11 protein-coding genes are annotated in these 12,410 nt (G+C 71.6%); 8 read left to right on the forward strand and 3 right to left on the reverse strand.

Translation table 11 applies throughout. The features are described from left to right. Both EHS43_RS23725 and EHS43_RS23730 read left to right on the forward strand, forming a co-directional pair. The coding region (locus EHS43_RS23725; protein WP_148104083.1) for a helix-turn-helix domain-containing protein at positions 1 to 818 on the forward strand (818 nt) is incomplete at its 5' end. Positions 819 to 888: 70 nt separating this feature from the next. Further along, positions 889 to 1,677 (forward strand): phosphatase, encoded by a 789-nt coding sequence (locus tag EHS43_RS23730; RefSeq protein ID WP_125192792.1) that lies wholly within the window; start codon positions 889 to 891, stop codon positions 1,675 to 1,677. A 98-nt stretch (positions 1,678 to 1,775) separates the two neighbouring features. Here EHS43_RS23730 and EHS43_RS23735 read toward each other — a convergent pair whose 3' ends face one another. The 3 genes from EHS43_RS23735 to EHS43_RS23745 form a co-directional block, all read right to left on the reverse strand. Then, positions 1,776 to 2,648, reverse strand: coding sequence for an acyl-CoA thioesterase II (locus tag EHS43_RS23735; protein WP_125192793.1), 873 nt, complete (start codon positions 2,646 to 2,648; stop codon positions 1,776 to 1,778). A 35-nt stretch (positions 2,649 to 2,683) separates the two neighbouring features. Further along, positions 2,684 to 3,841 carry an acyl-CoA dehydrogenase family protein gene (locus tag EHS43_RS23740; protein WP_125192801.1) on the reverse strand — a complete coding sequence of 386 codons (1,158 nt, stop codon included), beginning with the start codon at positions 3,839 to 3,841 and terminating at the stop codon, positions 2,684 to 2,686. A 105-nt stretch (positions 3,842 to 3,946) separates the two neighbouring features. Next, complete coding sequence (locus EHS43_RS23745; protein ID WP_125192794.1) at positions 3,947 to 4,540, reverse strand: TetR/AcrR family transcriptional regulator; 594 nt, start codon at positions 4,538 to 4,540, stop codon at positions 3,947 to 3,949. A 97-nt stretch (positions 4,541 to 4,637) separates the two neighbouring features. Between EHS43_RS23745 and EHS43_RS23750 the strand changes: the two genes are divergently transcribed. The 6 genes from EHS43_RS23750 to EHS43_RS23775 all read left to right on the forward strand — a co-directional run bounded on the left by EHS43_RS23750 (position 4,638) and on the right by EHS43_RS23775 (position 12,305). Then, on the forward strand, positions 4,638 to 6,254 hold the full coding sequence (locus EHS43_RS23750) for a carboxyl transferase domain-containing protein (RefSeq protein WP_125192795.1): 1,617 nt from the start codon (positions 4,638 to 4,640) through the stop codon (positions 6,252 to 6,254). A 6-nt stretch (positions 6,255 to 6,260) separates the two neighbouring features. Next, positions 6,261 to 8,180, forward strand: a complete 1,920-nt coding sequence (locus EHS43_RS23755) for a biotin carboxylase N-terminal domain-containing protein (protein WP_125192796.1) — start codon at positions 6,261 to 6,263, stop codon at positions 8,178 to 8,180. Then, positions 8,177 to 9,097, forward strand: a complete 921-nt coding sequence (locus EHS43_RS23760; protein WP_125192797.1) for a hydroxymethylglutaryl-CoA lyase — start codon at positions 8,177 to 8,179, stop codon at positions 9,095 to 9,097. Before EHS43_RS23755 ends, EHS43_RS23760 begins: the two co-directional genes overlap by 4 nt. A gap of 7 nt (positions 9,098 to 9,104) precedes the next feature. After that, positions 9,105 to 10,265 carry an acyl-CoA dehydrogenase family protein gene (locus EHS43_RS23765; protein ID WP_125192798.1) on the forward strand — a complete coding sequence of 387 codons (1,161 nt, stop codon included), beginning with the start codon at positions 9,105 to 9,107 and terminating at the stop codon, positions 10,263 to 10,265. Positions 10,266 to 10,390: 125 nt separating this feature from the next. Beyond that, entirely contained in the window at positions 10,391 to 11,437 is a 1,047-nt protein-coding gene (locus EHS43_RS23770; protein WP_125192799.1) for an ABC transporter substrate-binding protein, read from the forward strand. 34 nt (positions 11,438 to 11,471) lie between these two features. Further along, positions 11,472 to 12,305: a siderophore-interacting protein gene (locus EHS43_RS23775; protein WP_125192800.1), complete on the forward strand. Its 834-nt coding sequence runs from the start codon at positions 11,472 to 11,474 to the stop codon at positions 12,303 to 12,305. The last annotated feature ends 105 nt before the right edge of the window (positions 12,306 to 12,410 follow it).

Genomic DNA, 12,410 nt, shown 5'->3' on the forward strand with positions numbered 1-12,410 from the left:
CTTCCCCCGGCGCTCCCACCTCAGCCACCGACACCGTCGCCGGCGTCCACCTCGCGGCCTACTCCCTCGGCGCCTGGCGCGGCTTCGTGCTCGGGGTCGCCGCCCCGCGACGCGAGCCCGGCGATCACACCATCGCCTCCGTCGCCGCGGTGCTGCTGTCGTTGCTCACCGGTGAGCAGCAGAGCGGGTCGGGGGCGGCGCGGTCCTCGGCCCTGGTGCGGATGCTGCTCGGGGCGGCGGCCGAGGACGTGGCCCCGCTGCTCGGCGGGGACCGGTGGCTGGTCGTGCACGCGCGGCCCGACGCCCCGGCCGCCCCCGATCCCATCGCCGCCTCCGCGCTGGGCGCGGCCCTCGGGTCGCCCCTGGTCGACGTGGCGCGGGACGTCGTACGGGTCCTGCTGCCGGCCGAGCGGGAACCGGCCCCGCAGTCCGGGTGGACGCTCGGGGTCAGCGCGGTCGCCGGACCGGCGGAGTGGGCGGTGGCCGACGCGCAGGCGGGCCGTGCGCTGGCCCGTGCCCGTGCCACCCGCGCCGGGCTGGTCCGGTACGGGTCCCGGCCCGCCCTCGTCGACCTGGTGCCCGAGGAGGACGCGGCGGCCCACGCCCGGGCGCTGCTGGCTCCGCTGTCCCCCGCCCTCGCCGAGACCCTGCGCACGTGGCTTTCCCTGCACGGAAGTTGGGACCGTACGGCGGTCGCGCTGGACGTGCACCGCAACACCGTGCGGCAGCGGATCGCGAAGTGCGCGGCCCTGCTGGGGGCGGACCTGGACGACCCGGACGTACGGATGGAGCTGTGGTTCGCGCTGCGCCGGGCGTGACCGGGTGAGACGCGTCCCAGCGTGCGGGATGCGCGGCAGTCCCGTGAAGACGTGCATAAGAATGGGAGACATGCCGATACCCGGGACACCCAGCCGCGCCGAGCTCGTCGACCACCTTGTGAAGACCCGTATCGCGGGCGAGGTGGCCACACCGCGGGAGAACAACCTCTCCCACTACCGCCAGCTGGCGAACGGCAACCGTCACTACTGGCTCGGTCTGGAGCTCGGTGACCGCTGGACCGACGAGCAGGACGTGCTCGCGGTGATGGCGGAGCGGGTCGGGGTCAACGACGATCCGGAGTACCGGTACGGCCAGGACACCATCGACCCGGAACTGACCGTGGGCGCGCTGGAGCGGATGGCGGCCCGGCTGCGCAAGGCGGCCGACGGCTCGCAGCGGGTGCTGTTCGCCACCGGCCACCCCGGGGGCCTGCTCGACGTGCACCACGCCACCGCCGCCGCGCTGCGCTCCGCGGGCTGCGAGATCGTCGTCATCCCGGACGGGCTGCAGACGGACGAGGGGTACGTCATGCAGTTCGCGGACGTGGCGGTCCTGGAGCACGGCGCGACCCTCTGGCACACGCACTCCGGCGACCCCATGAAGGCCATCCTCACGGCCCTGGAGCGCGAGGGCCGCCCCCTGCCCGACCTGGTCGTCGCCGACCACGGCTGGGCGGGCTACGCGGGCCGGCACGGCGTGGACTCGGTCGGATACGCCGACTCCAACGACCCGGCCCTCTTCGTCGGCGAGGCCGAGGGCACGGTCCAGGTGACGGTCCCCCTCGACGACCACGTGGTGAGCCCGCGCTACTACGACCCGATGACGGCGTACCTGCTGAACGAGGCGGGCCTGCGGTAGAACTCCGCGGCGGGACGGGTCCGTGCACTCACGTCGGGCCGCCGCGTTCCGGACACGAACCCGGTGATGGTCGGCTGCCGCCGCCCGGCGGGGAGCCGTCAGGGGTGGCGAGGTGCTCGGACCACGCCCTCCTGGATCACCGAGATGGCCAGTCGGCCGTCCTGTGTGTAGATGCGGGCCTGGCCCAGTCCGCGGCCGCCCGAGGCCGACGGGGACTCCTGGTCGTACAGGAGCCATTCGTCGGCGCGGAAAGGGCGGTGGAACCACATGGCGTGGTCCAGGGACGCCCCGACGACGTCACCGACCGCCCAGCCGCCGCGCCCGTGCGCGAGGAGGATCGAGTCGAGCAGCGTCATGTCGGAGACGTACGTGGCGAGGACGACGTGCAGCAGCGGGTCGTCGGCGAGCTTGCCGTTGGTGCGGAACCAGACCTGCGAGTGCGGTTCGCGCGGCTCGCCGAACTGCCCGAACGGCGGCTCGTCCACGTACCGCAGGTCGATCGCCTCGCGGGCCTCCAGGAAGCGCTCCACGACCGTCGGATCGAGGTGGTCGTAGCCGCGCAGCCGGTCCGCGGAGGTGGGCAGGGTCGCCGGGTCGGGGGCGGCCGGCATGGCGGCCTGGTGGTCGAAGCCCTCCTCGTGCCGCTGGAAGGAGGCGGAGAGGGCGAAGATCGGCTGGCCGTGCTGGACCGCGAGCACGCGGCGCGCGGTGAAGGAACGGCCGTCGTTCATGCGGTCGACCGTGTAGACGATCGGCGCACCCGGGTCACCCGGCCGCAGGAAGTACGCGTGCAGGGAGTGGGCGAGCCGGTCCTCGGGGACCGTGCGCCCGGCGGCGACCAGCGCCTGCGCCGCGACCTGCCCGCCGAAGACGCGCGGGACGACGGCGGGGCGGGAGGCGCCGCGGAAGATGTTCTCCTCGATCTGCTCCAGGTCGAGCAGATCGAGGAGGGACTGAAGTGCCTGGCTCATGAGAGCTGTTGTACCGGCCGGTGATATCGCGCGGCTTACAGGCCCATGTCCTTCGCGATGATCGACTTCATGATCTCGTTGGTGCCGCCGTAGATGCGGTTGACGCGGTTGTCCGCGTACAGGCGGGCGATCGGGTACTCGTTCATGAAGCCGTAGCCGCCGTGCAGCTGGAGGCAGCGGTCGATGACGCGGTGGGCGACCTCGGTGCAGAACAGCTTGGCGGAGGCGGCCTCGGCGGGGGTGAGCTCACCGGCGTCGAGGGCTTCGAGCGTGCGGTCGGCGACGGCCTCGGCCGCGTCGACCTCGGCCTGGCAGGCGGCCAGCTCGAACTTGGTGTTCTGGAAGGAGGCGACCGGCTTGCCGAAGACGGTGCGCTCCTGGACGTACTGCTTGGCGAACCGGACGGCGGCCTTGGCCTGCGCGTAGGCGCCGTAGGCGATGCCCCAGCGCTCGGAGGCGAGGTTGTGGCCGAGGTAGTAGAAGCCCTTGTTCTCCTCGCCGAGGAGGTCCTCGACGGGCACCTTGACGTCGACGAACGCGAGCTCGGCGGTGTCGGAGGTCTTCAGGCCCAGCTTGTCCAGCTTGCGGCCGATGGAGTAGCCCTCGGACTTGGTGTCCACGGCGAACAGGGAGATGCCGAAGCGGCGGTCCTCGGCGGAGGACGGGGAGGTGCGGGCGGCCACGATCACGCGGTCGGCGTGGACGCCGCCGGTGATGAAGGTCTTGGCGCCGTTGAGGACGTAGTGCGTGCCGTCCTCGGAGAGCTTGGCGGAGGTCTTCATGCCCGCGAGGTCGGAGCCGGTGCCCGGCTCGGTCATCGCGAGGGCCCACATCTCCTCGCCGGTGACGAACTTCGGCAGGAAGCGCTTCTTCTGCTCGTCGGTGGCGAGCATCTTGATGTACGGCAGGCCCAGCAGGACGTGCACACCGGAGCCGCCGAACTGCACGCCCGCGCGCGCGGTCTCCTCGTACATGACGGCCTCGAACTTGTACGAGTCGATGCCGGCGCCGCCGTACTCCTCGTCCACGCGGATGCCAAATATGCCGAGCTCGGCGAGCTTGTAGTAGAAGTCGCGCGGCGCCTGGCCGGCCTGGAACCACTCGTCGTAGACCGGTACGACCTCGGCCTCGATGAAGGCGCGCAGGGTCTCCCGGAACGCCTCGTGGTCCTCGTTGAACACCGTACGGCGCACCGCCGCCACCTCCACCTGACTCAAGGGTCCATGTCTAAGCGCTTGCTCAGATCAACCGTACCGGCGAGTACGAAGAGGAGTCCAGAGGCGATCCCGTAACGCTCGTCACGCCGCCGCGGCGGCGAACGCCCCTCTCGCCATGCGGTGCAGCAGCTCCGCCGTGGCCCCGCGGCCCGGGAGGGAGCCGGGGCGGCCGAGGTGCGGGGTGGAGTTCAGGAGGCCGAAGACGGAGTGCACGGCCGAGCGGGCGGCGGGTTCGGCGAGGCCGGGGTAGACCTCGCGCAGGATCTCCACCCACAGCTCGACGTACTGCCGCTGGAGCTGCCGCACCAGCTTGCGGTCGCTGTCCCGGAGGCGGTCCAGCTCGCGGTCGTGCAGGGTGATCAGGGGGCGGTCGTCGAGCGCGAAGTCGATGTGGCCCTCGATCAGCGAGTCCAGCAGCGCCTCGGCGTCCCCGCCGTCCGACTCGGCGACCCGCCGCTTGCCCCCCGTCAGGAGCTGCCCGCTGATGCCGACCAACAGCTCCGCCAGCATCGCGTCCTTGCCCGCGAAGTGGCGGTAGAGGCCGGGGCCGCTGATGCCGACGGCCGCGCCTATCTCGTCCACGCCCACGCCGTGGAACCCACGCTCGGCGAACAGCCGCGCGGCCTCCTTGAGGATCTGCTCGCGGCGGGTGGGGGCGTCGGTTCTGGTGGCCATGGAAGCAATTCTAGACAGGGAGGTTAGCGGTCGTTAACCTGAAGGAAATGGTTAACGCTCATTAACAGGCGATCACTGGGTGAGGGGACCGCGGGACATGGATCAGGCACCCGAGCTGACGAGCGCGGCGGACCCCGCGTCGGCGGCCTGGAAGGCCAACGAGGAGGCCCACCGGGCCCTCGTGGACGAACTGCGGGACAAGCTCGCCGCTGCCAGGCTGGGCGGCGGGGAGAAGGCGCGCGAGCGGCACACCGCGCGCGGCAAGCTGCTGCCCCGGGACCGGGTCGACACCCTGCTCGACCCCGGCTCGCCGTTCCTGGAGCTGGCCCCGCTCGCCGCCGACGGGCTGTACGACGGCCAGGCCCCGGCCGCCGGGGTCATCGCCGGGATCGGGCGGGTGAGCGGGCGCGAGTGCGTGGTCGTCGCCAACGACGCCACCGTCAAGGGCGGCACGTACTACCCGATGACGGTGAAGAAGCACCTGCGGGCGCAGGAGGTCGCCCTCGACAACCGTCTGCCGTGCATCTACCTCGTGGACTCCGGCGGCGCCTTCCTGCCGATGCAGGACGAGGTCTTCCCGGACCGCGAGCACTTCGGGCGGATCTTCTACAACCAGGCCCGGATGTCCGGCGCGGGCATCCCGCAGATCGCGGCGGTCCTCGGGTCCTGCACGGCCGGCGGCGCCTACGTCCCCGCCATGAGCGACGAGGCCGTGATCGTCCGCAACCAGGGCACGATCTTCCTCGGCGGCCCCCCGCTGGTGAAGGCCGCCACCGGCGAGGTCGTCACCGCGGAGGAACTCGGCGGCGGCGAGGTGCACTCCCGGGTCTCCGGTGTCACCGACCACCTCGCCGAGGACGACGCCCACGCGCTGCGGATCGTGCGGAACATCGCCGCGACCCTGCCCGCGCGCGGGCCGCTGCCCTGGTCCGTCGAGCCCGCGGTGGAGCCCAAGGTGGACCCCCACGGCCTGTACGGCGCGGTGCCGGTGGACTCCCGCACCCCCTACGACGTCCGCGAGATCATCGCGCGCGTCACCGACGGCTCGCGTTTCGCCGAGTTCAAGGCCGAGTTCGGGCAGACCCTGGTCACCGGCTTCGCCCGGATCCACGGCCACCCGGTCGGGGTCGTCGCCAACAACGGCATCCTGTTCTCCGAGTCGGCCCAGAAGGGCGCCCACTTCATCGAGCTGTGCGACCAGCGCGGCATCCCGCTGCTGTTCCTGCAGAACATCTCCGGCTTCATGGTCGGCAAGGACTACGAGGCCGGAGGCATCGCCAAGCACGGCGCCAAGATGGTGACCGCGGTCGCCTGCACGCGCGTGCCCAAGCTGACGGTGGTCGTCGGCGGTTCCTACGGCGCCGGCAACTACTCCATGTGCGGCCGGGCCTACTCCCCCCGATTCCTGTGGATGTGGCCCAACGCCAAGATCTCCGTTATGGGCGGCGAACAGGCCGCGTCCGTCCTCGCGACCGTCAAGCGCGACCAGCTCGAGTCCCGCGGGGAGTCCTGGTCCCCGGCGGACGAGGAGACCTTCAAGGACCCGATCCGCGCCCAGTACGAGCGCCAGGGCAACGCCTACTACGCCACCGCCCGGCTCTGGGACGACGGGGTCATCGACCCGCTCGACACCCGCCAGACACTCGGCCTGGCCCTGACCGCATGCGCCAACGCGCCGCTGGGCGACCCCCAGTTCGGCGTCTTCCGGATGTGAGGACCCATGTTTGACACAGTGCTTGTCGCCAACCGGGGCGAGATCGCGGTCCGCGTCATCCGCACGCTCAGGGCCCTCGGCGTGCGCTCGGTCGCCGTCTTCTCCGACGCCGACGCCGACGCCCGGCACGTCCGCGAGGCGGACACCGCCGTACGCCTCGGACCGGCGCCCGCCTCGGAGAGCTATCTGTCCGTCGAGCGACTCCTGGAGGCGGCCGCCCGCACCGGCGCCCAGGCCGTCCACCCCGGCTACGGCTTCCTCGCGGAGAACGCCGGCTTCGCGCGCGCGTGCGCCGACGCCGGGCTGGTCTTCATCGGCCCGCCCGCGGACGCCATCGCGCTGATGGGCGACAAGATCCGCGCCAAGGAAACCGTCCAGGCGGCCGGCGTGCCCGTGGTGCCCGGCGGCCGGGACCCCGAACTCGCCGAGGCGGCGCGCGCGTTGGGTGCCCCGGTCCTCCTGAAGCCCAGCGCGGGCGGCGGCGGCAAGGGCATGCGGCTGGTCCGGGACCTCACCGTCCTGGAGGAGGAGATCGCCGCCGCCCGCCGCGAGGCCCGCGCCTCCTTCGGCGACGACACCCTGCTCGTGGAGCGGTGGGTGGACCGGCCCCGGCACATCGAGATCCAGGTGCTGGCCGACGGCCACGGCAACGTGATCCACCTCGGCGAGCGCGAGTGCTCCCTCCAGCGCCGGCACCAGAAGATCATCGAGGAGGCGCCCAGCGTCCTCCTCGACGAGGCCACGCGCGCGTCGATGGGCGAGGCGGCGGTCGAGGCGGCCCGCTCCTGCGGCTACCGGGGCGCGGGCACCGTGGAGTTCATCGTGCCGGGCGACGATCCGTCCTCGTACTACTTCATGGAGATGAACACCCGCCTCCAGGTGGAGCACCCGGTCACCGAGCTGATCACCGGCCTGGACCTGGTGGAGTGGCAGCTGCGGGTGGCGGCCGGTGAGCGGCTGCCGTACGGGCAGGAGGGCGTCTCCCTCAGGGGCCACGCGATCGAGGCCCGCGTCTGCGCCGAGGACCCCGCGCGCGGGTTCCTGCCCTCCGGCGGCACGGTGCTGCGGCTGGTCGAACCCCAGGGCGACGGCGTCCGCACGGACTCCGGGCTCAGCGAGGGCACCGAGGTCGGCAGCCTGTACGACCCGATGCTGTCCAAGGTCATCGCGTACGGCCCGGACCGGGAGACCGCGCTGCGCAGGCTCCGGGCGGCCCTCGCGGAGACGGTCACGCTCGGCGTGCAGACCAACGCGGGGTTCCTGCGCCGGCTCCTCGCCCATCCGGACGTGGTGAAGGGCGAGCTGGACACCGGGCTCGTGGAGCGGGCGGTGGACGACCTGGTCCGCACGGACGTACCGGAGGAGGTCTACGAGGCGGCGGCGGCCGTACGGCTCGACGGGCTGCGGCCACGGGGGGACGGCTGGACCGACCCGTTCTCGGTGCCGAGCGGCTGGCGGCTGGGCGGCGCCGGGTTCACGAAATCGGTCGGCTTCCCCCTGCGCGTGCAGGACCCGGTCGAGTACGTCCCCCGCGGCGCCCACACCGTCAACGACCACCAGGTCACCGTCACCCTGGACGGCGTCCGCCACACCTTCCACCGGGCCGGCGACTGGGTCGGGCGGGACGGCGACGCCTGGCAGGTCCGCGATCACGACCCGGTGGCCGCGTCCCTGAGCCGGAGCGGGCACGCGGGCGCCGACTCCCTCACCGCCCCCATGCCCGGCACCGTGACCGTCGTGAAGGTGGCGGTCGGGGACGAGGTGGCGGCCGGGCAGAGCCTGCTCGTCGTCGAGGCGATGAAGATGGAGCACGTCATCTCCGCCCCGCACGCCGGCACCGTCGCCGAACTGGACGTCACGCCGGGCACGACGGTCGCCATGGACCAGGTGCTCGCGGTCATCACCCCGGCGGAGGAGGAGAAATGACGCTCCCCATGGTCGTGCCCGAGGCGGGACTGCCCGCCCGGGTCCGTATCCACGAGGTAGGCGCCCGCGACGGCCTGCAGAACGAGAAGGCGACCGTGCCGACCGAGGTGAAGGCGGAGTTCGTGCGCCGCCTCGCCGGGGCCGGGCTGACGACGATCGAGGCGACGAGCTTCGTCCACCCGAAGTGGGTGCCCCAACTCGCCGACGCCGAGCAGTTGTTCCCGCAGATCAGCGACCTGCCGGTGGACCTGCCGGTGCTCGTCCCGAACGAACGCGGCCTGGACCGCGCCCTCGCCCTGGGCGCGACCCGCGTCGCCGTGTTCGCCAGCGCCACCGAGTCCTTCGCCAAGGCCAACCTCAACCGCACGGTCGACGAGGCCCTGGCGATGTTCGAGCCGGTCGTCGCGCGGGCCAAGGCAGAGGGCGTGCACGTGCGCGGCTATCTGTCCATGTGCTTCGGCGACCCGTGGGAGGGCGCGGTCCCCGTCCCCCAGGTCACCCGGGTCTGCCGGGCCCTGCTCGACATGGGCTGCGACGAGCTGAGCCTCGGCGACACCATCGGCGTGGCGACCCCGGGCCACGTGCGGGCCCTGCTGACCGAACTCGACGTCCCCGTCGAGAAGGTGGGCGTGCACTTCCACGACACCTACGGCCAGGCCCTCGCCAACACCTACGCCGCCCTCCAGCACGGCGTCACCACCGTGGACGCCTCCGCGGGCGGCCTCGGCGGCTGCCCGTATGCCAAGTCCGCCACCGGCAACCTCGCCACCGAGGACCTCGTGTGGATGCTTCAGGGCCTCGGCATCGACACCGGTGTCGACCTCGGCCGTCTCGTCGCCACCAGCGCCTGGATGGCCGGACACCTGGGCCGACCCAGCCCGTCCCGCACCGTCCGTGCCCTCTCCCACCAGGAGTGAACCCCCGATGGACCACCGCCTCTCCCCCGAGCTGGAAGAACTCCGCCGTACCGTCGAGGAGTTCGCCCACGACGTAGTCGCGCCGAAGATCGGCGAGTACTACGAACACCACGAGTTCCCCTACGAGATCGTCCGCGAGATGGGCCGCATGGGCCTGTTCGGACTGCCGTTCCCCGAGGAGTACGGCGGCATGGGCGGCGACTACCTGGCGCTCGGCCTCGTCCTTGAGGAACTCGCGCGCGTGGACTCCTCGGTGGCGATCACCCTGGAGGCCGGCGTCTCGCTGGGCGCCATGCCGCTGCACCTGTTCGGCACCGAGGAGCAGAAGCGCGAGTGGCTGCCGAGGCTGTGCTCGGGCGAGATCCTGGGCGCCTTCGGCCTCACCGAACCGGACGGCGGCAGCGACGCCGGGGCGACCCGTACGACAGCCCGCCTGGACCCCGAGACCGACGAATGGGTCATCAACGGCACCAAGTGCTTCATCACCAACTCCGGCACCGACGTCACCGGGCTGGTGACCGTCACCGCGGTCACGGGCCGCAAGCCGGACGGCAGGCCGCTGATCTCCTCGATCATCGTCCCCTCCGGCACGCCGGGCTTCACGGTCGCGCCGCCGTACTCCAAGGTCGGCTGGAACGCCTCCGACACCCGTGAGCTGTCCTTCTCCGACGTCCGGGTCCCGGCGGCGAACCTGTTGGGCGAACAGGGCCGCGGTTACGCGCAGTTCCTGCGGATCCTCGACGAGGGCCGGATCGCCATCGCGGCCCTCGCGACCGGGCTCGCGCAGGGCTGTGTGGACGAGTCGGTGAAGTACGCCAAGGAGCGGGAGGCCTTCGGGCGGCCGATCGGCGCCAACCAGGCCATCCAGTTCAAGATCGCCGACATGGAGATGAAGGCCCACACGGCCCGCCTCGCCTGGCGGGACGCGGCCTCACGTCTGGTCTCCGGCGAGCCCTTCAAGAAGGAGGCGGCCCTCGCCAAGCTGTACTCCTCCACGATCGCCGTGGACAACGCCCGCGACGCCACCCAGATCCACGGCGGCTACGGCTTCATGAACGAGTACCCGGTGGCCCGGATGTGGCGCGACTCCAAGATCCTGGAGATCGGCGAGGGCACGAGCGAGGTCCAGCGGATGCTGATCGCACGGGAGTTGGGGCTGGCGGGCTGACCCGCAGCGCACGCGCACAGCTCGGACGGGGCGGCGCCCCGCCCTCTGGACATTTGATGAGGTTAGGCTAACCTACGTTCGAACTTGTCCGGCGGGCGCTTCGCCCCGTTCGAAAGCAGCCACACATGTCCAACGCACGAGCCGTCCATCTCACCCGCCGTGGCATCCTCGCCGCGGGCGGCGCACTCGGCCTCGGTGCCGTGCTCGCGGCCTGCGGTGACGACGACGCCGGCAGCGAGGGCTCTGGCAAGGGGACCACGGCCGCCAAGTCCGGCGCGTGGACCTTCAAGGACGACCGCGGCACGACCGTGAAGCTCGGCAAGGTCCCCACGAAGATCGTCGCCTTCGTCGGCGTGGCCGCCGCGCTCCACGACTACGGCATCGAGGTCAAGGGCGTCTTCGGCCCCACCAAGACCAAGGACGGCAAGGCCGACGTCCAGGCCGGCGACATGGACGTCAGCAAGCTGACCGTCTTCGGCAACGTCTGGGACCAGTTCAACGTCGAGCAGTACGCGGCCTTCGCGCCCGAGGTCCTCATCTCCACGACCTTCGACAGCGCCGGCACCCTCTGGTACGTCCCCGCGGCCTCCGCCTCCAAGATCGCCAAGCTGGCCCCGAGCGTCGCGGTCTCCGTGTACGACCGTCAGATCACCACGCCGCTGCAGAAGATGTGGGAGCTGGCCGAGTCCCTCGGCGCCGACATGACGGCGGCGAAGGTCACCGACGCGAAGAAGCGGTTCGAGTCGGCGTCGGAGCGGCTGCGCGCCGCGGCCAAGGCCCACCCCGACATCAAGGTGCTCGCCGGGTCCGCGGCCCAGGACGTCTTCTACGTCTCCGGCACCAACCTCTCCATCGACCTCGAGTACTTCAAGGCCCTCGGTGTGAACTTCGTGGAGCCCCCGGCGTCCGTACTCAAGGCGTCCGGCGGCTGGTACGAGTCGCTGAGCTGGGAGAACGTCGACAAGTACCAGGCCGACATCATCATGATGGACGACCGTACGGCGACCATCCAGCCGGCCGACATCACCGAGGCGACCTGGAAGAAGCTGCCCGCGGTGAAGGCGGGTCAGGTCATCGCCCGTTCTCCGGAGCCGATCCTGTCGTACGACAAGTGCGTGGCGATGGTGGAGAACCTCGCGAAGGCGATCGAGACCGCGAAGAAGGTCAGCTAGCCCCTTACGTCTTCCTGAGCCTCAGGAGCCCTGTATGACCACGGCCGTAGCCGCCCCGTTCCGTTTCTTCTCCCTCCAGGTCGCGCGGACGAGGCGGCTCGGGCCGTCTCTCGTCCGGGTCACCTTCACCGGGGAGGACCTGAAGCACTTCTTCTCCGACGGACACGACCAGTCGTTGTCCCTCTTCATCCCCGCCACCGGGCGGACCGAGCCCGGCGTCCCCGTCGAACTCGGGGACGGGTGGTGGCATGCCTGGCGGGAGCAGCCGGACGAGGTGCGGGCCGTGATGCGGTCGTACACCCTGCGCGGTCTGCGGCGTGACCCGGACGAGATCGACATCGACTTCGTGCTGCACGAGCCGGCCGGCCCCGCCTCCGCCTGGGCCGCGCGCGCCCGCGCCGGCGACCGGGTCCAGCTGCTCGGGCCCGCCCTGGCCGACAACCGGGCCATCCGGTTCCGTCCGCCCGAGGACACCGATCTGGTGGTGCTGTGGGGGGACGAGACCGCGCTGCCCGCGGTCTCCGCGATCCTCGAAGCCCTGCCCGCCGGACAGCGCGCCCGCGTCTGGCTGGAGGTGCGCGACGCCGGGGACATCCAGGACCTCGTGACCGAGGCCGACGCGGAGATCATCTGGCTCGTCCGCGAAGAGACCGGCGCCCCGTGCTCCCCCCTGGCCCTCGGCACCCTTCGCGATGCCCGACTCCCGTCCGCCGAGCGGCCGTACGTCTGGATCGCGGGCGAGTCCGGGTGCGTGAAGGAGCTGCGGCGGCACTTCGTGCGCGAGCGCGGGATCGACCGGCGCCGCGTCACCTTCGTCGGGTACTGGCGGCAGGGGCTGACCGAGGAACAGCTGCGGGCGGCCGGGTAACCCTCGCCGACGTGACGCCGGTCACGGGTGGGGCAGGTTTCGACCCAAGTTAATTAGGTTAGGCTTACCTAAGTTGAAGCCCGGGTAACCGCCCCGCTCCTGCCC

It is taken from the genome of Streptomyces sp. RP5T, from assembly GCF_003933965.1.
Classification (GTDB): Bacteria; Actinomycetota; Actinomycetes; order Streptomycetales; family Streptomycetaceae; genus Streptomyces.

Coding starts and splice junctions, on each gene's coding strand:
- EHS43_RS23770 (WP_125192799.1), top strand. CDS start 10,391: ATGTCCAACGCACGAGCCGTCCATCTCACCCGCCGTGGCATCCTCGCC.
- EHS43_RS23765 (WP_125192798.1), top strand. CDS start 9,105: ATGGACCACCGCCTCTCCCCCGAGCTGGAAGAACTCCGCCGTACCGTC.
- EHS43_RS23750 (WP_125192795.1), top strand. CDS start 4,638: ATGGATCAGGCACCCGAGCTGACGAGCGCGGCGGACCCCGCGTCGGCG.
- EHS43_RS23745 (WP_125192794.1), bottom strand. CDS start 4,540: ATGGCCACCAGAACCGACGCCCCCACCCGCCGCGAGCAGATCCTCAAG.
- EHS43_RS23775 (WP_125192800.1), top strand. CDS start 11,472: ATGACCACGGCCGTAGCCGCCCCGTTCCGTTTCTTCTCCCTCCAGGTC.
- EHS43_RS23730 (WP_125192792.1), top strand. CDS start 889: ATGCCGATACCCGGGACACCCAGCCGCGCCGAGCTCGTCGACCACCTT.
- EHS43_RS23755 (WP_125192796.1), top strand. CDS start 6,261: ATGTTTGACACAGTGCTTGTCGCCAACCGGGGCGAGATCGCGGTCCGC.
- EHS43_RS23735 (WP_125192793.1), bottom strand. CDS start 2,648: ATGAGCCAGGCACTTCAGTCCCTCCTCGATCTGCTCGACCTGGAGCAG.
- EHS43_RS23760 (WP_125192797.1), top strand. CDS start 8,177: ATGACGCTCCCCATGGTCGTGCCCGAGGCGGGACTGCCCGCCCGGGTC.